The following is a 23,967-nucleotide window of genomic DNA, read 5'->3' on the forward strand; positions in this document are numbered from 1 at the left end:
CTCTCCTAACTCGCGCCCGGCGTTCCGGGTCGCGCGGCGATCAGAAGGTGGTCCGGCCGCCGGAGGTGTCGAAGGTCGCGGCGGTCGTGAAGCTGCACTCCTCGCTGGCCATGAAGCAGACCATGGCCGCGCTCTCGTGGACCTCGCCCAACCGGCCCATCGGGATCTTGCCGCGCATGTAGTCGACCTGGCTCTTGGGCAACTGCTCCAGGATCGGGCTTTCGAAGGTGGCGGGGGTGAGGGCGTTGGCGATCACGCCCTTGGTGGCCAGCTCCTTGCCCAGCGACTTGGTCAGGCCGATCACCCCGGCTTTCGACGCCGAATAGGCGCTGGCGTTGGGATTGCCTTCCTTGCCGGCCACGGAGGCGACATTGACGATCCGGCCATAGCCGTTGGCCAGCATGTACGGCACCGTCTCGCGGCAGCAGTAGAAGATGCCGTTCAGGTTGATGTCGATCACCCGCTTCCAGCTGTCGACCGGGAACTCGTGCACCGGAACGGTGGCGCCGGTGATGCCGGCCGAGGCGACGAGGATGTCGATCTTGCCGAGGGCCGCGTTCGAGGCCTTGGCGGCCGCCGCGACGGCGGCCTGATCGGAGACGTCCAGGGGCACGGTGTGACTGGCGCCGATTTCGAGGGCGGCGGCTTCCAGGTTCGCGGCGTCCAGGTCCCAAAGGGCGACCTTGCCGCCCTCGGCGACGATGCGGGCGGCGACGGCCTTGCCTAGGCCCGAGGCGCCGCCGGTGATGACGGCGGTGCGGCCCGCGAAACGATTGGCGTAGGGAGCGCTCACGCGACGCCTTCCTGGGTCCAGGCCACGACGGTTTGCTGTTGTTCACCCAGCTTCTCGATGCCCAGGCGCATGACGTCGCCGGCCTTCAGGTAGATAGGCTCGGGCTTCTGGCCCATGCCGACGCCGGGCGGGGTGCCGGTGGTGATCAGGTCGCCCGGCTCCAGCGTCATGAACTCGCTAATGTACGAAACGAGCTTGCTGATCGGGAAGATCATGGTCTTGGACGAGCCGTCCTGCTTGCGCTGGCCGTTGACGTCCAGCCACATGCCGAGGTTCTGCGGGTCGCCGACCTCGTCCGAGGTGACCATCCACGGGCCGACCGGGCCGAAGGTGTCGCAACCCTTGCCCTTGTCCCAGGTGCCGCCGCGCTCGATCTGGAAGGCGCGCTCGGAGACGTCGTTGATCAGGACGTAGCCGGCCACATGGTCCAGGGCCTCGGCTTCGCTGACATAGCGCGCCCGCGTGCCGATCACGACGCCCAGCTCGACTTCCCAGTCGGTCTTCAGCGAGCCCTTGGGGATCGTCACCGGATCGTTCGGGCCGGTCAGGCAGCTGACGGCCTTGGTGAACAACACAGGCTCTTCGGGGATCGGCAGGTTCGACTCGGCGGCGTGGTCGGCGAAGTTCAGGCCCACGGCGATGAACTTGGAAACGCCGTTAACCGGCACACCGTAACGGGGTGAGCCCTCGACCAGCGGCAGCGAGGCCGGGTCGATGGCGGCCAGGGCCTTCAGGCTGGCCGGCGACAGCTGGGCGCCGGTGATGTCGGCGACGTGGCCCGACAGGTCGCGGATCTGGCCCTCGGCGTCGAGCAGGCCGGGTTTTTCGGAGCCCTTGGGGCCGTAGCGAAGCAGTTTCATGGGTCTACGCTTTCGAGAGGATCAGCGGGCGTAAGGACGGTGCAAGCCGACCTCGCGATTGAGTTCGACGCCGAAGCCGGGCGCGTCGGAGAGCTTGAGCTTGCCATTCACCGGCACGGGCTCGCCGATCAGCTGCGGGTGGAACATCGGCACCACCTCGTCGGCCTTCGGGGCCATCATCAGGAACTCGGCGAACGGGCTGTTATGGCGCGTGATGACGAAGTGATAGCTGTAGACGCTGGAGCCATGCGGGATGCAGAGCACGCCGCGGCTGTCGGCCAGGTTCGAGATCTTGATGATCTCGGTCATGCCGCCGCACCAGCCCACGTCGGGCTGGATGATGTCGCAGCACTCCATCTCCAGCAGCATGCGGAAGCCCCAGCGGGTGGCTTCGTGCTCGCCGGTAGTGACCAGCATGCCCTTGGGCGCGTTCTTCTTCAGGTCGCGATAGCCCCAGTAGTCGTCGGGGCTCAGGGCTTCCTCGATCCACTTGAGGCCGTACTCGTGGGCCTTGTGGGCCAGCTTGGTGGCGTAGTTCAGGTCCAGCGCCATCCAGCAGTCGAACATCAGCCAGAAGTCCTCGCCGCAGCGCTCGCGCATCGTGGCCAGCTCTTCGAGGTTCTTGCGCAGCCCTTCCTCGCCCTCGGCCGGGCCGTGGTGCAGGGGCATCTTGCCGCCGATAAAGCCCATCTGTTTGGCCAGGTCCGGGCGCGCGCCCGTGGCGTAGAAGGTCAGCTCGTCACGGACCTTGCCGCCCAGCAGGTGGTAGACCGGCTCCTGGCGCAGCTTGCCCAGCAAGTCCCACAGCGCCAGGTCGACGCCGGAGAGGGCGTTCACGACCAGGCCCTTGCGGCCGTAGTACTGGGTGGAGAAGTACATCTGGTCCCAGATCTTCTCGACCTCGGTCGGATCGCGGCCTTCCAGGAAGCGGGCCAGGTGCTTCTCGACGATGTAGGCGGCCGGCTCGCCGCCGGTGGTCACCGCGAAGCCGATCGTGCCGTCGGCGGCCTCGATCTCCACGACCAGCGTGCCCAGCACGTTGATGCCGAAGCTCTGGCGGCTCTGGCGATATTCCGGGTAACGCGACATCGGCGTGGCGATGTGATCGTCGATCCAGTGGCCGTCACCCTGGTCGTGATAGTCGGCCCCGCCGCCCCGGACGACATAGGCCCGCACGGCGCGGATCTTCGGAAAACTCATCGGCGTCGACTCCCCGAGGCAGGCTCTGATTTCGCCCGAATGCACGCTAGTCCCATATTTCGGGAACGCTCTGGCTATTCACGGCCGTGATCTGCAAACTGACGTCCAAAATGAAGGTCCGAAGGAGTGGACTTTCACAATGTGAGAGGTATGTCTAGAGAATGGAACAAGAGGCGTCAATCAAGCGCGGCGATGCGGATGGGGACGGAAAGCCGTCGGGCAGCCAGACCCTTTTGCGCGGCCTGGACGTGATCGAAGCCGTCGCCAACGGTCCCATCGCCCTGACCGAACTGGCCGAGACGCTGGGCCTGACCCGCAGCACCACGCACCGCCTGGCGGCCGCCCTGGTCGATCGGCGGATGCTGACCTTCCGTCCGCGCGAGGGCTATGCGCTGGGGCCGAAGCTGCTGGAACTGGGCTACGCCGCTCGGGAGCAGATGCACCTGCCGCAGGTCGCGCGCCCGTACCTGGAACAGCTGTCCAACGCGACCAGCGACACCGTCCACCTCGGCGTGCTGGAAGGCGACCTGGCCCTCTATCTGGACAAGGTGCCGGGCCGCCGGCGGGTCGAGATCGGCTCGCGCATCGGCGAGCGTCAGCCGCTGTCGTCGACTGGCCTGGGCAAGGCGCTGATCCTCGATCTTGGCGAAGAGCGCTGGAAGCAGCTGTTCACGGCCGAGACCGGTCCGCGCGCGCTCGGCCTGCCGGTCTGGCTGGAGCGCATGCGCGGCTACGCCGCCGCCGGCCGCGCCTTCGACCTTGAAGAGAACGAAGATCAGATCCGCTGCGTTGCCGCGCCCATCCGGGGCGTCGACGGCAAGACGGTGGGCGCCATCAGCCTCTCCAGCGCCGCCCAGTACATGGACGACGCCCGGATGGAGGCGCTGTCGGACGACGTCCGCAACACTGCCGACGCCATCAGCCGCGAGCTGGGCTGGAGTGAGCGGTCCGCGCGCAAGAAGTAACGAGTAACGGGCCAACCCCGGGAAGGAAGCCTATGCTGTTGAAGGACAAGGTTGTGCTGGTCACCGGCGCCTCTGGGGGCATCGGCAAGGCCGCGGCCATCGGCTGCGCCCAGCACGGGGCAGACGTCGCGATCAACTACCACTCGGACGAGGCGGGCGCTGCGGACGCGGTGCGCGAGATCGAGGCGCTGGGTCGTCGCGCGATCGCCGTGAAGGGCGACGTGGCCGAGGCCGCTTCCGCGCCGGCCTTCGTCCAGGCGGCGGTCGAGGCGTTCGGCAAGGTCGACGTCTTCGTCAACAACGCCGGCATCTGCCCCTTCCACACCTTCCTCGACATGCCGGCCGAGGTCATGGAACGGACCATGCGGGTCAATCTGCATGGCGCCTACTACATGGTCCAGGCCGCGGCCAACCAGATGGTCAAGCAGGGCCACGGCGGCGCGATCATCGCCGTTAGCTCGATTAGCGCCCTGGTCGGCGGCGGCATGCAGACGCACTACACCCCGACCAAGGCCGGCGTGAACTCGCTGATGCAGTCGACCGCCATCGCGCTGGGTCCCTACGGCATCCGCTGCAACGCGGTGCTGCCGGGTACGATCGAGACGGCGATCAACAGGGAAGATCTCGCCGACCAGAAGAAGCGCGACTACATGGCCGGCCGCATTCCGCTGGGCCGTCTGGGCGAACCCGACGACTTGGCCGGCCCGATCGTGTTCCTGGCCTCGGACCTGGCCAAGTACGTTACCGGCGCGGCCCTGCTGGTCGACGGCGGCGCCTTCGTGAACCTGCAGTAGCGATGACCATCGTCTCCTCGACCACGGACTTCCGGGAGGCGGCGCGTCGTCGCCTGCCGCGGTTCCTGTTCGACTATATCGACGGCGGCGCCTATGCCGAGCGGACCCTGGCGCGCAACGTCGCCGACCTGGCGGATCTGTCGCTGCGCCAGCGAGTGCTGAAGGACGTCTCGCGGGTCTCGACCAAGGCCAACCTGTTCGGCGTCGAGCAGGCCATGCCGATCGCCCTGGCGCCCGTCGGCCTGACGGGCATGTACGCCCGGCGGGGCGAGTGCCAGGCCGCCCGCGCGGCGGCCAAGAAGGGCGTGCCGTTCTGCCTGTCGACCGTCGGCGTCTGCGACGTTGACGAGGTGGCCAGGGCCTCCAGCGCGCCGATCTGGTTCCAGCTCTATGTGCTGCGCGACCGGGCCTTCATGCGCGACTTGCTGGCCCGCGCGGCGGGGGCGGGGGCGACGACCCTGGTGTTCACGGTCGACATGCCCGTGCCCGGCGCCCGCTATCGTGACGCCCACTCCGGCATGAGCGGTCCCAACGCCGCCGCCCGCCGTATCATGCAGGCGGTGTTCAAGCCCGACTGGGCCTGGGACGTCGGTGTCATGGGCCGTCCCCACACTCTGGGTAACGTCGCACCGGTGTTGGGCGCGAACTCGGGGCTGGAAGATTTCATGGGCTGGCTGGGGGCGAACTTCGACCCGTCCATCCAGTGGAAGGACCTGGAGTGGATCCGCGAGGTCTGGAAGGGCCCGCTGGTCATCAAGGGCGTGCTGGATCCCGAGGACGCCAAGGCCGCCGCCGATATCGGCGCGGACGGCATCGTGGTCTCCAACCACGGCGGCCGGCAGCTGGATGGCGTGCTGTCCTCGGCCCGAGCCTTGCCGGCCATCGCCGAGGCGGTGGGCGACCGGTTGACGGTGCTGGCCGACAGCGGCGTGCGCTCGGGCCTCGACGTCGTGCGGATGCTGGCCCTGGGCGCGCATGGCGTGCTGCTGGGCCGGGCCTGGGTCTACGCCCTGGCCGCCCGCGGCGAGAGTGGCGTGACCCAACTGCTCGACCTCTTCGAGAAGGAAATGCGCGTGGCCATGGCCCTGACCGGGGTCAACAGCGTGGCCGAGATCGACCGTTCGATCCTGGCCTAGAGCCACGCCAAAAAGACGATTGGGAGTAAACGATGAAGCGCGTTCTGATGGCCGGCCTCGCGGCCGTGTGCCTCTCCACATCCGCCTTCGGCCAGCCGATCGACCGCCACGCCCTGGTCAGCCGGCATGACGTCAAGCTCACGACCGTCGATCCCTCGTCACCGCTGATGGTCGGCAACGGCCAGATCGGCTTCACCGCCGACATAACCGGCCTGCAGACCTTCCCAGAGGCCTACAGCAAGATCGCGCCGCTGCTGACCGAGGCCCAGTGGGCCTGGCACGCCTTCCCCAATCCGAACCACTACACCTATGCCGACGGGACCGTTCCGATCGACGTGCGCGGGACGAAGCAGCCCTACGCCTACATGGCCGACTGGAACGAGGGCGAAAAGCGGCCGGCCCTGCTGTGGCTGCGCGAGAACCCGCACCGCTTCTCGCTGGGCCGCGTGGCCCTGGACCTGCGCGACAAGGCCGGCAAGCCCGCCAAGTTCGCGGACCTGAAGCAGACCGAGCAGACGCTGGATCTGTGGAGCGGCGTGCTGACCAGCCGCTTCACCTATGACGGCGAGACCGTGACGGTGCGGACGCGCGTGCATCCGACGCTGGATATGATCGTGGTCGACGTCGACTCGACCCTGGTTGAGCAAGGCCGCCTGAAGCTGTCGGTGAAGTTCCCCGGCGTCTCCAAGACCCTCAATCCCGATCCGTCGGATTGGGAGCACCCCGAGCTGCACACCACCAAGGTGACCGGGGAAGGGACGACCCGCCTGGACGTCTCGCGTCGGCTGGACGAGACCCGATATGTCGCCGCCCTACAGGCCGACCGCGCGGTCGACTTCACCGCCGCCGGCCCGCACGCCTTCGTCGTCGCACCCAAGGCCAAGGGGCGGACGCTGGGGCTGGAGGTGGCCTTCTCGCGTGCGCCACTGCCGAAGCAACTGCCGACGGTCACCGTCGCCGACCAGGCCACGCGGGCGCACTGGAAGTCCTATTGGACGCAGGGCGCGGCCGTCGACTTCTCGGGCAGCACCGACCCGCGCGCGGCCGAGCTGGAGCGACGCGTGGTGCTGTCGCAGTACCTGATGGCCCTGAACGGCGCCGGCGAGGTCCCGCCGCAGGAGGAGGGGCTGTTCTCCAACAGCTGGAACGGCAAGTTCCATCTCGAGATGCACGCCTGGCACGCGGGCCACTTCGCGCTCTGGAACAAGCCCGAATACCTGGAGCGCAGCTTGCCCTGGTATATGAGCCACCTGAAGGACGCCAAGGCCCGCGCCGCCAGTCACGGCCTGAAGGGCGCCTGGTGGCCCAAGATGGTCGGGCCCGACGGCGTCGACAGTCCCAGCAAGGTCTCGCCGTTCATCATGTGGCAGCAGCCGCATCCGATCTGGATGTCCGAGCTGATCTGGCGCGACAAGCCGACCAGGGCGACCCTGGCCAAGTACGGCCAACTGGTTTCCGAGACCGCCGACCTGCTGGCCAGTTTCCCGCACAAGGACGACAAAGGCCGTTTCATCCTGGGGCCGCCGATCATTCCGGTGCAGGAGAACTACGACCCGCTGACCACCTTCAACCCGGCCTTCGAGCTGGAATACTACCGCTGGGGCCTGGAGACGGCGCAGCAGTGGCGCACCCGCGCCGGGCTGAAGCGCAAGCCCGAATGGGACGCGGTGATCAAGGGTCTTGCCCCGCTGGCGACCAAGGACGGCCTCTATCTGCCGGCCGAGTCCGTGCCGGACTTCTGGGACGTGGCCAAGAGCGCCGCCTGCTCCAAGCACGCCGTCGATCCCAAGTGCATGAACCGCGACCACCCCTCGTTCCTGATGGCCTACGGCCTGATCCCGGGGAAGGCCGACCCGGAGACCATGCGGCGCACGCTGCGCGCCGTCGAGACCGACTGGGACCTGCGCCAGACCTGGGGCTGGGACTATCCGATGGTGGCCATGACCGCCGCGCGCCTGGGCGAGCCGGACAAGGCCGTCGACTGGCTGTTCTACGAGGCCAAGAACAACAAGTTCGGCGTCTCGGGCATGACGCCGCGCGTACACCAGGACGAACACGCCCAGGCCTTCGTGCCCACGACCGTGGTGTCGGGCGGCCAGATCGTGCCGGCGGGCGAGGCGGTGGGACCGGACGGCCCGGGCTATCGCCGCGCGGCCGAGACCTACTTCCCGTCGAACGGCTCGCTGCTGGCGGCCGTGGCGATGATGGCGGGCGGCTGGGACGGCTCGAAGGGACCGACGCCGGGCTTCCCGAAGGACGGCCAATGGACGGTGAAGGCCGAGGGCTTCAAGGCGTTGCCTTAAGCTAACTTGTCATCCCGGAAAGCGCGGAGCGCTTGTCCGGGACCCAGGGGCGGCCCGCACAGCGTTCACGCACCCCCTGGGTCCCGGACAGCCTCTGCGAGGCTTCCGGGATGACAAGCGCTTTGGCTAGCGAACCAGCCCGTTCACATACTCTTCGATGTTCGTATAGCCGTCGCCATCGCGATCCTTGGCCGCGTCCGAGGCGTCCTTCGGGTTCAGCTTGTGGGCCGTCTCCCAGGCGTCGGGCATGCCGTCGCCATCGGTGTCCTTCGGCGCGGCGGTCGAGGCGGCTTCGAACCAGCCGCCGACCTCTTTCTGGCTGTTGATGATCTTGCCGGTGCGGTCGATCACGCTCTTGATCACGCGGGCGTCGATCGGGTCGCGCTTGCGCGAGGCGCCGGCCTTGGCCAGCACAGCCTTGTAGGCGTCGGGCGCGCTCTGGGTGACGACGGCGCTGAACGGGAAGGGCGTGTCGACCACGTGCTCGCCCGGCGCGTTGGACGAGGCCAGGACCAGGGCCTTCTGATCGGCGACCAGCTTGTCGTCCATGTAGTTGCCGGCGAAGTGGGTCAGGCCGCTCTTGTTGCGGATGTAGAGGGCCAGCGGACCGCCGGTGTTGGCGCCCTGGATGTAGTAGTTGCCCACGAAGTTGGAGTGGGTGGTCGAGTTGGTGTTGAGATCCTCGCCCGCGGCGAACTTCGAGGCGTTGTCGGGACGGCCGTAGAACGGGTCCATCGAGTAGCCGCGACTGACACCCGGCTCCCAGTTGTAGAAGTCCGTCGTGGCGCCCTGGCCCCAGTTGTAGAAGACGTTGTTGCGGAAATCCAAGGTGATGCCCTCGGCGTCGTCCTTTGCGCCGGCATAGTTGCCGATGCGGGGCATCCGCGCCTCGTGGTGGGCCCACAGATTGTGGTGGAAGCTGTACTTGGCGCCGAACGAGCCCTGGATCAGGCTGCCATAGCCGTGCTCGCCCTTCTCGTGGATCGAGTGGTTCAGGCTTTCGGCGATCAGCGACCACTGGATCGTGACATTGGTCAGGTGCTTGACGTCGGGCGTGACCTTCTGGGTGACCGACAGGCTCTCGTCGATCGACCAACCCGACGAGATGTGGTCGAGGATGATGTCAGAGCCGCCGCCCAGCGAGATCGAATCGTACTCCTTGCCGGCCACATCGCCGACGCGGACGTGCAGGTAGCGGACGATCACGTGGTTGGCGTGGATCAGGAACTGGGCGTCGCGCAGGGTGACGCCATAGCCCGGCGCCGTCTGGCCGGCGATGGTGATGTGGTCGTTGGCGATCTTCAGGTCGCTCTTCAGGCGGATCACGCCGCCGACGTCGAAGACCACGATGCAGGGACCGTCGGCCTCGACGGCGGCGCGCAGGGAGCCGGGGCCTGAGTCATTCAGGTTGGTGACCTTGATCACCTTGCCGCCACGGCCGCCTTCGGCGAACCGGCCAAAGCCCTCCGCGCCCGGAAACGCCAGCGGCCTCACCACTTCGGCCGCCATAACCGAATTGGTAACTCCAGCCAGAAGGCCAGCAAAAACAAACGCCTTTTGCCAGTTCATGGTCGTTTCCTCGTTTCACCTAGTTGGCCGGATGCTCTGAAAACGCATCGGATTGGTAATACCAGAGTTGCAGGTTTTCGCGATGTGTTGCAAGGTATGAGCAATAGTTCCACATTTTGATATTTTGTGGAGCGTCAAACGATACCGGTGTCAAACCGGTTGAGGGGAGCGAACATGACCTCGACCACATTCCGCAAACGACTGATGGCCAGCGGCGCTTTGGCCGTTTCGCTGCTTGCCGCCGCCAGCGCGCATGCTCAGGACGCCGTGGCTGCCGCGCCGCAAAGCGCCCCCGCCGCCGAAGGGGCCTCCGAAGTCGAGCAGATCGTCGTCACCGGCTACCGATCCAGCCTGAGCAAGGCCCTGGGCGTGAAGCGCACCAGCATCGGCGCCGTCGACGCGATCCTGGCCGAGGACATCGCCGCCTTCCCGGACCAGAACCTGGCCGAAGCCATCCAGCGCCTGCCGGGCGTGACCATCGACCGCGTCGGGGGCGAAGGCCACCAGATCACCGTCCGCGGCCTGAACGCCGACTTCACCCGCGTCCGCATCAACGGCGTCGAGGCCATCGCCACGGGCGGCGGCAACCGCAGCCGCGGCTTCGATTTCAACGTTTTCGCCTCGGAGCTGTTCAACAGCATCACGGTGCGCAAGACCCAATCGGCCGACATCTCGGAAGGCTCGCTGGGCGCCACGGTCGACCTGCAGAGCGGTCGCCCGTTCGACTACAGGGGCTTCAAGGCCGCCGCCTCGGCCGAGGGCAGCCTGAACAGCATCACCGACCGCATCCTGCCACGCGTCGCGGGCCTGCTGAGCTGGTCCAATCCCGACCAGACCTTCGGCGTCCTGGCCTCGGTGGCCTATTCGAAGCGCCAGCCGGTGGCCGAGGGGTTCAACACCACGCGCTGGCAAGGCGCCGACGCCACGGACAACTTCGCCAGCTGCTCCAAGTGCGCGACGCCGGAAGAACTGGCCAAGGTGCAGAACGCCTTCTATCCGCGCATCCCGCGCTACACCGGCTCGCTGCTCGACTCCAAGCGCCTGGGGATCACCTTCTCGACCCAGTGGCGCCCGAACCCGAAGTCGGAGCTGTCGCTGGACGTCCTCTATTCGGACCTGAACCAGTTCACCGAAAGCCCAAACCTCGAAGCCATCTCGTTCAGCCGTTCGAATGCCGCCGGCGTGGGCGCGACCATCGTCCGCGACTACGCGCTCAACGACCGCAACACCTTCACCTACGGCGTGTTCGACAAGGTCGATGTCCGCTCGGAGAACGGCGCCCAGCGCGACCACACGACCTTCACCCAGGTCACCTTCAGCGGGAAGTATGAGTTCACCGACCGCCTGCGCGGCAACATGCGCGTCGGCGTGGCCAATTCCGACTACCGCATGCCCGAGCAGATCTCGTTCCAGCTCGATCGCAACGACGTCAACGGCTACGTCTACGACGCCCGCGCCAACGACCGCACGCCGATCATCACCTACGGCTTCGATGTCGCCAATCCGGCCAACTTCACCCTGACCGAGATGCGCTCGCGCGAGAGCACGGCGCTGAACATCGTGCGCACCGTCAACGGCGCGCTGGAGTTCGACGTCGACGAGCACCTGAAGCTGCGGGGCGGCGTCGACGCCCAGCAGTACGTCGTCAAATATCGCGACGCGAGCCGCAACCAGACCCTGACCGGCGCCAACCAGATCGTCGGCGTCGGCGCGTTCTCGAAAGTCGTCTCGTTCGGCCGCGACTTCCCGTTCCCGGGCGGCGACCGCAGCTACGTGGTGGCCGACATCGACAAGGCCGTCGCCTACACCAAGCTGCTCAGCTATCCGCTGATCGTGCAGACGGGGGACACCCGCGACGTGTCCGAGGACGACCTGAGCGGCTTCGGCCAGGCGGTGGTCGACGCCACCATCTTCGGCGGCATGCCGCTGCGCTCGGACTTCGGCTTCCGCGTGGCCCACACCAAGGTGACGGCCGGCGGCTTCGTCAACACCAACACCAACTACGTCACGATGAAGAACGACTACACGGACGTTCTGCCGTCGATGAACATCACGTTGGAGCCCCGCGACAACTTCATCCTGCGTGGCGGCATCGCCAAGGTCATGGCCCGTCCGACCCTGGGCAGCCTGACCCCGGGCGGTTCGGTCAGCGCCACGACGCGGACGGTGAACTTCGGCAACCCGGACCTGGAGCCGTTCCGCGCCACCAACTTCGACCTGGCGGCCGAATGGTATTTCGCGCCGGAATCGCTGCTTTCGGTGGCCTTCTTCTACAAGAAGATCGACAGCTTCATCGCCAGCCAGACCAGCCGCGCCGTCTACAACACGCTGGGCTTGCCGGAGAGCATCATCACCAGCGCCGGGGCCGTGGGCTCCGACATCTTCGACGTGACCCGTCCCTACAACGGCGACGGCGGCTGGCTGAAGGGCGTCGAGTTCCAGTACCAGCAGCCGTTCAACTTCCTGCCCGACGCCCTGCGCGGCTTCGGCTTCATCGGCAACTTCACCTATGTCGACTCCGAGGTGAACTACGGCACCAAGGCCGCGCCGAAGTACAACACCCTGACCGGGCAGTCGAAGACCACGGCCAACGCCACGATCTACTTCGAGCGCGGCAAGTTCAGCGCCCGCACCTCGCTGGCGAAGCGGTCGAAGTTCTTGACGGCCTTCCCGGGCTCGAACGGCAACAACATGGGCGGCACCCACGGCAGCACGTATTACGACTTCTCGTCGAGCTACAAGCTGCGGGACAACTTCGTCATCACCCTGGAAGGCATCAACCTGGGCGACAAGTTCACCGACGCCTATGTCGACACCGCCAACCGGATCAGCGACTACCGTCACACTGGCCGCGAGATCCTGCTCGGCGTCCGCTGGACCTACTGACCGCTTCCTCTTTCCCGGCCTCCTCCTAGGGCCTGGGGCGGTCCTTTCCCCGCCCCAGGCCCATCTTTTTTGGAGCATTCGACGTGATCGATCGCAGAAGCATCCTGGGCCTGGCCGCTGCCGCCCTTGCTACGCCGGCTCTCGCCGACCAGACCCCCGCCGCGCCGCCGGCGCCGATCGGCAATCCGCCCAAGGACTGGATCGACCCCAAGACCGGCCACCGCATCGTGCGGCTGTCGGAGGAGGGGGGCAGCAAGAACCTCTATTTCCACCAGAATGGCTACACGCCACAGGGCGACAAGCTGGCGATCACCACGCCAGCGGGCATCGCCCTCGTGGACCTGAAGACCTTCAAGCTGACGCCGCTGGCCAAGAGCAAGGACGCCGACCTGCTGTTCTTCGCCCGCGCGTCGCGGCGGCTCTACTACGCGGTCACCGCGCCGGGCGAAGGCCAGCCGGTGGACCGCGCCAAGACGATCTATGCGCTCGATATCGACAGCGGCAGGGCCAAGGTCGTGGGCAAGCTGGCCCAGGGCCAGATCGTCTCGATCAACGCCGACGAGACCCTGCTGCTGGGCGTCGTCACGTACGGCGGCAAGCCGCTGCAGCCCAACACCGCTGACGACCGCAAGCGCTTCGGCCAGGCCGAGTACGCGGCCAACGGCCCGGACGGCAAGCCGCTGTCCTTCGCCAAGGCCAAGGGCGTGCGGATGACCGAGCGCTTCGAGACGCCGACGCCGATGGAGATCTTCACGCTCGACCTGAAGACCGGCGAGCGCAAGATCGTCCACGCCTCGGACAAGTGGCTGGGTCACGCCCAGTTCTCGCCGACCGACCCGACTCTGGTGATGTTCTGCCACGAGGGACCCTGGCATCGCGTGGATCGCATCTGGACCATCCGCACCGACGGCTCGGCCCTGACCAAGATCCACACCCGGACCATGAACTTCGAGATCGCCGGCCACGAGTTCTTCGGCGCCGACGGCAAGTGGATCTGGTACGACCTGCAGACCCCGCGCGGCCAGGTGTTCTGGATCGGCGGCTACGAGATCGCCACCGGCAAGCGCCTATGGCGCCGGGTCGAGCAGAACGAGTGGTCGGTGCACTACAACGTCTCGGCCGACGGGACGCTGTTCGCGGGCGACGGCGGCGACGCCGACATGGTCGCCCATGCGCCGGACGGCAAGTGGATCTACGTCTTCAAGCCGGAGACCCCGCGCGACGCGGCGACCCAGTACTACACCGACGACCTGATCACGCCGGAGAAGATGGCCTCCGAGCGCCTCGTCGACATGTCGGCCCACGACTATCGCCTGGAGCCGAACCTGACCTTCACGCCGGACCAGAAGTGGATCGTCTTCACCTCGAATATGCACGGCGCGAACCATGTGTATGCGGTCGAGGTGGCCAAGTCCGCATAGCTTGTCATCCCGGCCGCAGCGAAGCGGAGAGCCGGGACCCAGGGAGACGACCGCACTGCGCTGGCCCCTGGGTCCCGGATAGCCTCTACGAGGCTTCCGGGATGACAAGAATAGCTACAGCCCCACCACGCCCGAGGACTCGACCACCTCGGGCTTCTTGCCGTCCAGGGTGTCGATCCGGCAGCGGGTGAAGCGCCAGTCCTTGGCGTCGGCGATCTTGCCCGCGGCCTGGACGTCGAGATCCAGATCCTCGAACGCGAAGCGCTCCAGCGGGGCCTCGGCGAAGGCGGCGACTTCGAAGGCGGTCTTGGCGCCGACCGACCTGACCTTGCTGACCCGCACATCGCTCAGGCGGCACAGGCCCTGCGCGCGCGGAACAGGCTGGGTCATGACCTTCCAGTAGGGCGGGACGTCCGTCATGCCCGCCGGGATCTCGGCGTAGCTGTAGGACGGGTTCCAGTTCAGGTTGACGCGGAAGACGGTCGGCACGTCCTGCAGATGCATGTCGCTGATGTCGATGTTCGAGATCGTCCCGCCGCGCGTGTGGGCCGACTTGAACAGGATGCCGACGGGCGTGGGATGATGCACCTTCAGGCCCGAGACCTTGATGTCGTGGAAGCCGCCCGAGGTCTCGCTGCCGAAGGTGATGCCGGCCGAGGCGTCGCGGATCACGCAGTCGCGGATGACGATGTCGCGGGTCGGCCGCGCCACCCGCAGACCGTCGGCGTCGCGTCCGGCCTTGATGCACAGGGCGTCGTCGTTGCAGGCCACGTCGACCCGTTCGACCAGCACATCGTGCGAGGAGTCGATGTCGACGCCGTCGGTCGAGGGGCCGCGGCCGCCCTCGTTATTGCGGATCTCCAGGTCGGCGATGTGGATGTCGTGCGAATAGCAGACGTGCACCGTCCAGAAGCCGGCGCGGCGCAGACGCGGCCCGGCCAGTTCGATCTCTTGGCTGTCGAAGATCTGGATCAGGCGCGGGCGCTTGCAGTCGTAGTCGGCGGCCCAGCGCAGGCCCTTGGGGTCGTACTTGCGGCGCAGGGCCCAGTAGCTGTCCCAGAACACCTTGCCGTCGCCGTCGACCGTCCCGTCGCCGACGATGCGGACGTTCTTCTGCTTGTAGACATTGATCAGCGCCGCCGGCCAGGTCAGCTCGACGCCCGCCACGCGGGTCGGCAGCTCGGGATAGTCGGCCAGATTCGTGGAGCCCAGCAGGGTGACGCCCTTATCGAGCCGCAGGGTGACGCCTGACTTCAGGAAGATCGAGCCCGTGCGATAGACGCCGGGTTTCAGCGCGACCGTCGCGCCGGTCTTGGCGGCCTCGTCGATGGCGGCCTGGATGGCGTTGGTGTTCAGCGTCTTGCCGTCGCCGACCGCGCCGTGGTCGTTGGCCAGGATCGCCTTGCTGGCGGCCAGCGCCAGGGTGGGCGCGGAGGCGGCGACGAGGCCGAGCTGAAGGAGGGCGCGTCTCTGCATGGAAAGCCTCAGGCGCTGAAGGTGAAGGTGTGCGCGCCCGAGCCGATCTCGACGGCGCGAGACGGCAATTCGACGCGAGCGGTGGTGTTGGGCGGGATGGCGACGTCCAGTCGGACGCCCTCGGCCGTGCGTTTCCAGGCGCTGGAGATGCGGCCGACCACGGACTCGTAGTCGCCGCCAGCGCCGGGCAGGCGCGGGTCGAACAGCGGACGGATGGCGATGCGGCGGAAGCCGGGCTCCAGGGCGTCGATGCCGATGATCCGTCGCCAGATGAAACCGCAGACCGCGCCGAAGGCGTAGTGGTTCAGCGAGCCCGTGACGACGCCGTCCTTCAGCCCGTCCCAGCGCTCGAACACCGTCGTCGCGCCCTGGCCGACCTGGTAGCCCCACGAGGGCAGGTCGGTCTGCAGCAGCAGGCCATGGGCCAGATCGGCGTGGCCGTGGTCGGCCAGGGCGTCGAGGATGTAGGGCGTGCCGATGAAGCCGGTCGACAGCTTGGTCCCGCGCCGGCGGATGTCGGCGGCGAGGCGATCGGCCGAGGCCTGGCGCAGGGCTGGCGGGACAAGGCCAAAGCGCAGGGCCAGGATGTGGCTGGTCTGGCTGTCGTTGCCGACCCCGCCGTCGGGGCGCACGAACTCGCGGGCGAAGGCCTGGCCGATCTTGGCGCGCAGGGCGGTCAGGCGGGCGGCGTCCACATCGCGGCCGGTGGCCTTGGCCATCTGGGCTAGCAGGTCGGTCGAGTGCGCCCAATAGGCGGTCGAGACCAATTCCTTGGGCGTGGTGACGTCCGAGCGGCTCCTGGCGTCGACCGACAGCCAGTCGCCGTAGTCCATGCCCCGCGCCTTGCGCCAGACGTGGTCGGGATTGAGGGTCAGCAGCCGCCGGCTCCAGCGGTCCATGGCGTCCCAGTTTTCGCCGATGACGCCGGTGTCGCCGCAACGCCGCCAGACCGTCCAGGGCAGGATCACCGCCGCGTCGGCCCAGCCGGGGGTGTTCTGGCCCAGGGCCCAGAAGGGCGCGGTGTCGGGCATCTCGCCGGTCGGCGCCTGGCCGGCCCGTATGTCGCCCATGAACCGGCGGGTGAAGGCGTCGAGGGCCATGTTGAAGGCCGCCGCATCCCAGAAGATCTGGGCGTCGCCGGTCCAGCCCATGCGCTCGTCGCGCTGCGGGCAGTCGGTGGGGATGCCGAGGAAGTTGCCGCGCTGGCTCCACAGGGTGTTGTTGACGATCGACTGCGCCAGCGGATGGTCGATGCGCGCCGCGCCGGTCAGGGCCGCGTCACTGTGCAGGACGACACCCTCGATCTCGGTCAGCGGTCCCGTGACCTCGACATAGCGGAAGCCATGGAAGGTGAAGCGCGGCTCCCAGGTCTCGCCAGCCGGATCGCCCTTAAGAACGTAGGTGTCGGTCTGCAGCGCCCGGCGGTTGGAGGTCGTGTTCAGCGTCCCGTCCGGCTTGAGCGCCTCGGCGTGGCGCAGGATGACCGTGTCGCCGGTCGCGCCCTTCGCGCGGATGCGGCACCAGCCGGAAAAGTTCTGGCCAAAGTCGACGATGCGGACGCCGGGCTTGGGCGTGGTGGTCGCGGTCGGCTTCAGGATCTGGATCGCGCGGATGCCGGGACCAGGCTGGGTGGCGACATGAACCGGCGGCGCCTCGCCTTTGCGCGCCGAGGTCCAGGCGCGGTCATCGAAGCCCGGTGCGTCCCACCCTGTCTCGTCCAGGCGCGCATCGTGGGTCTCGCCGTCATAGATCTCGGCCTTCAGCACGGCCGAAGGGGCCAGTTTCCAGTTGTCGCCGTCGGTGGCGATGCGGGTCGTCGAGCCGTCGGGGTGAGTCACTTCCAGCACCCCCGAGAACCGGCGGGGCGGTGGGCCGAAGGCGTAGCGCAGGTCCAGGAACCCGAACGGGCTGCCGAACCAGCCGTCGGCGACCAGGGCGCCCAGGACGTTGTCGCCGGCCTTCACCAGGTCGGTGACGTCATAGGCCTGGCTGAGGGCGCGGCTGCGGAAGTCCGTGGACTCTGGCGTCAGCAGTCGGTCGCCGACCTTCTTACCATTCAGCCGAGCCTCGTAGCCGCCCAGGGCGGTGACGTAGAGGCGGGCGCTGGCGACGGGCTTCTCCAGCCGGAAGGCCCTGCGCAGGCGCACGGCTGGGCCGGTGACCCAGGGATGGCAGGACGGGATCGTTCGCGCCGGAATAGCCGCCGGCCAGGCCATGTCATCGAAGCTCGTCTCGCGCCAACCATCGGGCGCGTTGAGCGTCGTGCGCCAGCCGTCCTTGGCGTGGATCCGCGTCACCGAACCGTCGGCGTTGGTGAGGGTCAACCGCGCGGCCAGGGCGCCGCCCAGCACGGGGCGCGGCTCGTCCAGCCGCAGGCCGACCTCGACCGCCAGCACATGCGGACCAGGCGCCAGACGGGGCAGGGCGAAGCTCGGGCCCTGGCCCCAGGCGGTGCGATCGCCCGGCTTGATCAGGTTCGCGCCGTCGACCCACAGGCCATTCAGGCTGTCCTTGGCGCAGACGCTGACGACGGCCGAGACCGCGTCCGCCGGCATGTCGAAGCGCCAGCGGAATCTGCGGGGTTTGGCGTCGTCGGTCTCACCCCAGACCCAGCGCATCCCCTCCAGGCGCTGTTCGCGCATGGCCGGAGTCTCGGCCTCCAGCCAACCGGCGGACCAGGGCTCCAGCAGGCCCATCTCGAACCACGCGGGCGTTGAAGCGCGGATCGGCTTGCCCGCGCCGTCCCACGCCTCGACGCGCCACCAGAGGCGTTGGCGGGAGGCCAGGGCCGGGCCGGCATAGGCGATGTCGAAGGTGGCGTCGGACGCGACCTTGCCGCTGTCCCACAGGAACGGACCACTGGTCAGCGACGTGCGGCTGGCGGCGACGCGGATCCGGTGGGCGCTCTGCTTCACGTCGCGCGCGCCAACCGCCTCGATCGTCCACGAGAAGCGCGGCCTCGGATTGTCGAGGCCCAGCAGGCTCTCGATCTGGTCGACGCGCGGCGCGGCGATCCGGGCCGTGCTCGGTGCGGCCTTGGCCGCGCCGGGGGGCAGGCTCGCGCCTGCGCCCGCGACGGCCAGGAACTGGCGGCGATCCATCGCCTAGCGGCTCGGGTTGAAGTCGGGCTTCTGCGCGAAGACGTAGGTTTCCCACTCGGCGCGCGAATGGAAGTCGAGGCCTTTGTCCCAGGCCGCGCCCATATAGTAGACGAAGGGCTTGCCCGGCTCGACCTTGACCAGCACCAGCCAGTCGCTGTCGGTCTCGGTCACCCCGACGATCTGCTTGGGATCGACCAGCAGGGCCACGCCCATCGTGCCCTTGTCGGGATCGGTGACATCCCAGAACGAGAACACGCCCTTGGCCTTGTCGGCGCGCAGGTCACCGGCCTGTTTGGCGGTCGGCCTCTTGGTGATCCCCAAGGCCACTGTGATCGGCCCCTTGGCGTTCGAGCCGAAGGTCGAGACCATCCGCGTGAAGTTCGTGCCCATCGGAAGGGTGAAGGTGCGGCTTTCCCAGACCTCGCGCTTTTCCGCGACCTTCCAGGGCGCGTAGCTGACCTTGAACGACGCCGCGTCGGGGCCGTCCTTCAGAATCTTGTAGTCCTTCCAGTTGCGCGACACCCAAAGCTTGCCGCCGTCCCAGACGCCCAGGCCGCCCGCGCCGCGGAAGGTCCCGACGTTGTAATAGTCGATGCCTTCGCCGTGATAGGCGTGCTGGTCGCCGGTGCGCAGTTGGCGGGTCATGAACGGGTAGCGGACGCTCTTGCCCCAGGCGTCGATCCCCGAGGTCGAGGGGGGCTCGAACTGCTCCAGGGCCGGACCGTAGATGCGGTGGGCCGTGCGGTCGTTCTCCCACAGGATGTCGTCATAGCGCTCGGGCGCGTAGCGGACGGTGGCGCGCGGCTTGTCCTGGCCGGCCGGCGGCGGGGCCATGCGGTAGATCATCTTCGGCGGCGTCGGCTGACCTGGCGCGGCGGGGGGAACCTGGGCGGGCGCGAGGCCCGGACCCTCGATGGCCGGATCGTAGGCGAGGGCGGCGACGGCCTTCATCTCGGCGGCGTGGCGCGCTTCCTCTTCTGGACCACGCACCGTGCGCGGCACGGGCGGCACGGGCGTCGAGGCGGCCACGAAGTCTGCGGCGTCCCGCGAAGGTTCTGCCAGGGGCAGGGCGGTGACGGGCTTGCCGAGGTTCATCACCTCCAGCCCGGCCAGCAGGAAGGCGCCCGTGCCGTAGGGACCGATGTCGTTCGCGGCCGTCGGCACCGGCTGGTCGCCGGTCTTCTGCACCGCCCCGATCATGCCGCTGGGCAGCACCTGCTTTTGCAGACCGGTCCAGCCCTTCACGACCACGGGCTGATAGGTCGCGCGGTCCAGGATCCCGTGATTGATCCCCCAGGCCAGGGCGTAGACGAAGAACGACGAGCCCGAGGTCTCGGCCTCGGGGAACTTCTCCGGCTGCATCAGGCTGGACGCCCACAGGCCGTCGGCGCGCTGCAGGCCTGCAACCCGCCTGGCCATGGCCTGGAAGATGGCGACATAGCGGGGCCGCGAGATGTAGTCGGACGGCATCGATTCCAGCACCCGGGCGGTCCCGGCCATCACCCAGCCGTTGCCGCGCGACCAGAAGAGCTTTCGGCCCTGCTCGTCGCGACGCTCGATGAAGCGCTCGTCGCGGAAATAGAGGCTGTCGTCCGGGCTGTAGAGGCGCGCGAAGGTGCGCCACCACTGCTTGTCCATGGCGTCGAGATACTTCTTGTCGCCGGTCTGCGCGCTCATCCGCGCCAGCACGGGCGGGGCCATGAACAGCGCGTCGCTCCACCACCAGACCAGGTGCTCGGGGATCGGCTGGCGGGCCAGGTGCGGCAGGGCCCAGTCCAGGCGCTGGCGCAGGGGCATGATCACGCCCTCCTGGCCGCGACGGGCGTAGAGCTCCTCATAGAGGTCGCCGATCGCCATCTCGTCGGCGTTCAGCATGGCCTTGCCGTTCTTCGCGCCGCGCAGGGCGTAGTTGTAGTGCTCGGCCGCGTCGGTCAGGAACTTCAGCGTCTCGACGTCGCCGGTCGCCCGCGCCAGGCGCGCGGCGCCGACATAGTAGGTCGCCGACACCCAGTTCGAGGACATTTCACGCACCGCGCCGCCGGTGGAGACAGGGATCGGCTCGGCCCGCATGGCGTCGATCTGAGCCTTGTTGGCCCGGTTCAGCACCGCCAGCACCTCGGCCGGAGCGGGCAGTTGCGTGGCGACGGCCGCTGGGCGCTTCGGCGCGCCAAGGGCCGGCGCTCCGACGGCGCACAAGGCCGTGGCGCACAGCAGGGCGGCCATGCCGGCCTGACGGAGGGGCTTCGAACGCGGGGTCATGGGCACTGGCGATTCCTCGGCGCGCCGACACTCATGGGGTCAGCGACGTTCATTATTTGGAATAGAATGTCAGATTTTGAAAGGTTGTCTACCGGGAGCGGCGGTCGGCGCCACCGGTGTCGCACCATAGGCGCACCCGCCCATTATTGCGCTTGTGGGCTTGCAAAAAATGGAAACCGATCGCAGCATGTGAAGACAATGATACCGGTGTCATCAAGAACACCAAACCTGGGAGGGTACGAGATAATGGCTTCATCCAAGAGTTTTGCCCTGCGTGATCGCCTTCTGACCGGCGCCGCGGGTCTGGCCGTCATGCTAGCCGCGGGCGCCGCCCAGGCGCAGCAGGCCGCTACGGCTCCCGCGGCTGATGACACGGTCGAGGCGGTGGTGGTCACCGGCTTTCGCAACAGCCTGCAGCAGGCCCTGAACGTCAAGCGCTCCTCGGCGGCCGCGGTCGACGCGATCTACGCCGAAGATATGGCCAAGTTCCCGGACCTGAACCTGTCCGAATCCATCCAGCGCATCCCAGGCGTCGCGATCTCGCGTGACGCCGGGGAGGGCCGCCAGATCTCGGTCCGCGGCCTCGGCGCCCAGTTCACCCGCGTGCGCATCAACGGCATGGAAGCCCTGACCACTTCGGGCGGCACCGACGCCTCGGGCGGCACCAACCGCAGCCGCTCGTTCGACTTCAACGTCTTCGCCTCGGATCTCTTCAACCGCATCACGGTGCAGAAGACCGCCTCGGCCGAGACGGAAGAGGGCTCGCTGGGCGCGACCGTCGACCTGAACACCGCCCACCCGTTCGACAAGCGCGGCTTCAATTTCGCGGTGTCGGGCAAGTACGGCTACAACGACCAGGCCAAGAAGGCCTCGCCGCGCGTGGCGGCCTTGATCTCGAACACCTGGCGCGACGACACCATCGGCGCTCTGTTCTCCATCGCCTATTCCAAGCGCGACCTGCTGGACGAAGGCACGAGCACCGTGCGCTGGCAAACCGGCACGGCCGCCGCGCCGGGCTTCCGCAGCGTGAAGGGCGTGACCTGCGCCACCAACGCCGCCGCCTGCGCCGAGGCCAATGGCGCGGTCCACCCGCGTATCCCGCGCTTCGACTGGTACAAGAACAAGCAGGACCGCCTGGGCATGACCGGGTCGCTGCAATGGGCGCCGGACGACAAGACCACGGTCTCGTTCGACGTGCTGTACGCCGACTTCAAGGGCGAGCGTAACGAGGACTTCCTCGAGACCTTCACGCCCCAGACCGCCGGCGCCTGTACGGCGACCTCGGCGCCCTCGTGCGGTATCAACCAGGTCGACGTGGTCGACTATACGATCACCAGCCCGCGCTCGAACTTCCCGGTCATGACCAAGGGAACGTGGAACAATGTCGATCTGAAGACCGAGCAGCGCCACGACGAACTGGAGACCGAATTCCGCCAGTTCACCCTAGCTGGCGAGCACCAGTTCACCGACAAGTTCAAGGCCAAGGGCGTGCTCGGCTTCTCCAAGTCGACCTTCTCCAACCCGGTCCAGAACACGGTCCAGTGGGACCAGTACAACGTCCAGGGCTACAGCTTCGACTACAGCGCCGGCGACGCCTATCCGGTGATCAAGTACGGCTCCGGCGACACCGTCAACGCCGACGCCTGGACCCTGGCCGAGATCCGCATGGTCCAGGGCTATGTCGACAACAGCTACAAGACCGGCCAGTTCGACCTGGCCTATGACTTCAGCGACGCCTTCAAGCTGAAGGGCGGCCTGTCCTACAAGGCCTATGGCGTCGAGAGCACGGCCTTCGCCCGCTCGAACGGCACGACCTCGAACATCAACCCGATCAGCTCGACCGACCTGAAGACCGTGCCGCGGTTCAGCTATGCGGAGACGATCGACTTCTCGAGCCTGAACATCCCGGCCGGCAACGTGTCGTCATGGATCACGCCGGACCTGAACAAGGCCCTCGCGGCCCTGCACATGGACGACGTGAACTACGGCAAGACGGTCACCACCACGCCGGGCACGGTCTGGGTCAGTCCGTTCGGCAATTCGTGCTTCACCCAGGGCTGCGGCATCTACAACCTGGGTCGCGAGCCCAGCCTGGGCAGCAACTACTCGATCGATGAGTGGGACACGACCGGCTACGTCCAGGGCGACTTCAAGTTCGACGTCGGCGGCGTGCCGGTGCGCGGCGATGTCGGCGTCCGCTATGTGAAGACCCGCCAGAAGGCGCTGGGCTATGGCGTGGTGCCCTCGAACGTCAACGGCGTGAACTATCAGACGATCTCGGCCACGACGGCCACGCGCGCCTACACGGACGTGCTTCCGGCCATGAACGTCGTCGTCGAGCCGCGCGAAGATCTGCTGCTGCGCTTCGGCGCCGCCAAGGTCATGTCGCGGCCGAACCTCGGCTCGCTGACGCCGGGGGTGAACATCGGCACGGGTTCGACCAAGTCGGTGACGTCGGGCAACCCGTTCCTGGATCCATACCGCGCCAAGACCGCCGACGCCGCCGTCGAGTGGTACTTCCAGCCGGGCGGCCTATTGTCCTTCGCCTACTTCTACAAGGACATCTCGACGTTCGTGCAGAGCTACACCTCGGCGCTGTCGACCTTCGACCAGAACCCGTTCGGCCTGCCGGACAGCGCGGCGGTCGCGGCCTGCGGCACCACCCCGGGTTGCTCGCCCAGCCTGCCGGTCTGGCAGTTCAGCACCTCGGTCAACACGCCCGGCGGTCCGCTGAAGGGCTTCGAGATCAACTACCAGCAGCCCTTCACCTTCCTGCCGGCGCCGTTCGACAAGTTCGGCTTCCTGGGCAACTACACCCACGTGACCTCGAACGTGACCTACCTGTCCTCGACCGGCGCGGTGGCGGCCATCGGCCCGCTGACCAACCTCTCGAAAGACAGCTACAACGCCACGCTCTACTTCGAGAACAAGAAGATCAGCAGCCGCATCTCGGCGGCCTATCGCTCCAAATATCTGACCCAGATTCCGGGCCGTAACGGTTCGGACGTCGAAGGCACCAAGGCGACGCTGAACTTCGACGCCTCGCTGACCTACACCTGGACCAAGAACCTGGCCTTCACGCTCGAGGCGGTCAACCTGACCAACGAGAAGCAGGACCAGTACTACGACAGCAGCCAGCTGGTGTCATTCTACCACGAGACCGGCCGCGAGTTCTTCGCCGGCTTCCGCTACACCTTCTAAGCC

14 protein-coding genes and 1 pseudogene are annotated in these 23,967 nt (G+C 67.4%); 8 read left to right on the forward strand and 7 right to left on the reverse strand.

The window, feature by feature from the left end; translation table 11 throughout:
- Positions 1 to 40: 40 nt before the first annotated feature.
- Genes AC1RNC_RS18725 through rhmD form a run of 3 tightly spaced genes read right to left on the reverse strand, consistent with a single transcriptional unit; the run spans position 41 to position 2,853 of the window.
- Positions 41 to 793: an SDR family NAD(P)-dependent oxidoreductase gene (locus tag AC1RNC_RS18725; RefSeq protein ID WP_492887813.1), complete on the reverse strand. Its 753-nt coding sequence runs from the start codon at positions 791 to 793 to the stop codon at positions 41 to 43.
- A complete protein-coding gene (locus tag AC1RNC_RS18730) occupies positions 790 to 1,653 on the reverse strand; it encodes a 2,4-didehydro-3-deoxy-L-rhamnonate hydrolase (RefSeq protein WP_492887814.1) in 864 nt (287 codons plus the stop codon). The genes AC1RNC_RS18725 and AC1RNC_RS18730 overlap by 4 nt, the downstream gene beginning before the upstream one ends.
- Before the next feature lie 21 nt (positions 1,654 to 1,674).
- Positions 1,675 to 2,853 (reverse strand): L-rhamnonate dehydratase, encoded by a 1,179-nt coding sequence (gene rhmD, locus AC1RNC_RS18735; RefSeq protein WP_492887815.1) that lies wholly within the window; start codon positions 2,851 to 2,853, stop codon positions 1,675 to 1,677.
- Positions 2,854 to 3,014: 161 nt separating this feature from the next.
- Between rhmD and AC1RNC_RS18740 the strand changes: the two genes are divergently transcribed.
- Genes AC1RNC_RS18740 through AC1RNC_RS18755 form a run of 4 tightly spaced genes read left to right on the forward strand, consistent with a single transcriptional unit; the run spans position 3,015 to position 8,051 of the window.
- Entirely contained in the window at positions 3,015 to 3,818 is an 804-nt protein-coding gene (locus AC1RNC_RS18740; protein WP_125158772.1) for an IclR family transcriptional regulator, read from the forward strand.
- 32 nt (positions 3,819 to 3,850) lie between these two features.
- Positions 3,851 to 4,612, forward strand: coding sequence for an L-rhamnose 1-dehydrogenase Lra1 (gene lra1, locus AC1RNC_RS18745; RefSeq protein ID WP_492887816.1), 762 nt, complete (start codon positions 3,851 to 3,853; stop codon positions 4,610 to 4,612).
- Between the two features lie 2 nt (positions 4,613 to 4,614).
- Positions 4,615 to 5,748, forward strand: a complete 1,134-nt coding sequence (lldD, locus tag AC1RNC_RS18750) for an FMN-dependent L-lactate dehydrogenase LldD (protein WP_492887817.1) — start codon at positions 4,615 to 4,617, stop codon at positions 5,746 to 5,748.
- A 32-nt stretch (positions 5,749 to 5,780) separates the two neighbouring features.
- Positions 5,781 to 8,051 (forward strand): hypothetical protein, encoded by a 2,271-nt coding sequence (locus AC1RNC_RS18755; RefSeq protein WP_492887818.1) that lies wholly within the window; start codon positions 5,781 to 5,783, stop codon positions 8,049 to 8,051.
- Positions 8,052 to 8,177: 126 nt separating this feature from the next.
- On the opposite strand, the gene AC1RNC_RS18760 is transcribed toward AC1RNC_RS18755, so the two are convergent.
- The gene (locus AC1RNC_RS18760) at positions 8,178 to 9,560 is read right to left on the reverse strand and encodes a pectate lyase (RefSeq protein ID WP_492887819.1); all 1,383 of its coding nucleotides are present in this window, start codon (positions 9,558 to 9,560) and stop codon (positions 8,178 to 8,180) included.
- A 234-nt stretch (positions 9,561 to 9,794) separates the two neighbouring features.
- Here AC1RNC_RS18760 and AC1RNC_RS18765 point away from each other — a divergent pair, with 234 nt between their 5' ends.
- The 3 genes and pseudogenes from AC1RNC_RS18765 to AC1RNC_RS18775 form a co-directional block, all read left to right on the forward strand.
- Entirely contained in the window at positions 9,795 to 12,506 is a 2,712-nt protein-coding gene (locus AC1RNC_RS18765; protein ID WP_492887820.1) for a TonB-dependent receptor, read from the forward strand.
- An 83-nt stretch (positions 12,507 to 12,589) separates the two neighbouring features.
- The gene (locus AC1RNC_RS18770; RefSeq protein ID WP_492887821.1) at positions 12,590 to 13,927 is read left to right on the forward strand and encodes an oligogalacturonate lyase family protein; all 1,338 of its coding nucleotides are present in this window, start codon (positions 12,590 to 12,592) and stop codon (positions 13,925 to 13,927) included.
- Positions 13,924 to 14,006 (forward strand): annotated as a pseudogene (locus tag AC1RNC_RS18775) (hypothetical protein); the annotation flags it as partial. The gene AC1RNC_RS18770 and the pseudogene AC1RNC_RS18775, both read left to right, overlap by 4 nt.
- A gap of 35 nt (positions 14,007 to 14,041) precedes the next feature.
- Here AC1RNC_RS18775 and AC1RNC_RS18780 read toward each other — a convergent pair.
- From AC1RNC_RS18780 to AC1RNC_RS18790, 3 genes are read right to left on the reverse strand one after another with little or no spacing between them, the layout of a single operon-like run.
- Entirely contained in the window at positions 14,042 to 15,403 is a 1,362-nt protein-coding gene (locus AC1RNC_RS18780; protein ID WP_492887822.1) for a glycoside hydrolase family 28 protein, read from the reverse strand.
- A gap of 8 nt (positions 15,404 to 15,411) precedes the next feature.
- Positions 15,412 to 18,504 (reverse strand): alpha-L-rhamnosidase, encoded by a 3,093-nt coding sequence (locus AC1RNC_RS18785; protein ID WP_492887823.1) that lies wholly within the window; start codon positions 18,502 to 18,504, stop codon positions 15,412 to 15,414.
- Between the two features lie 3 nt (positions 18,505 to 18,507).
- A complete protein-coding gene (locus tag AC1RNC_RS18790) occupies positions 18,508 to 20,763 on the reverse strand; it encodes a glycoside hydrolase family 88 protein (protein WP_492887824.1) in 2,256 nt (751 codons plus the stop codon).
- 246 nt (positions 20,764 to 21,009) lie between these two features.
- Here AC1RNC_RS18790 and AC1RNC_RS18795 point away from each other — a divergent pair, with 246 nt between their 5' ends.
- On the forward strand, positions 21,010 to 23,964 hold the full coding sequence (locus AC1RNC_RS18795; RefSeq protein ID WP_492887825.1) for a TonB-dependent receptor: 2,955 nt from the start codon (positions 21,010 to 21,012) through the stop codon (positions 23,962 to 23,964).
- Positions 23,965 to 23,967 lie beyond the last annotated feature (3 nt).

The organism is Caulobacter sp. GW822-FHT01G02 (assembly GCF_058802865.1).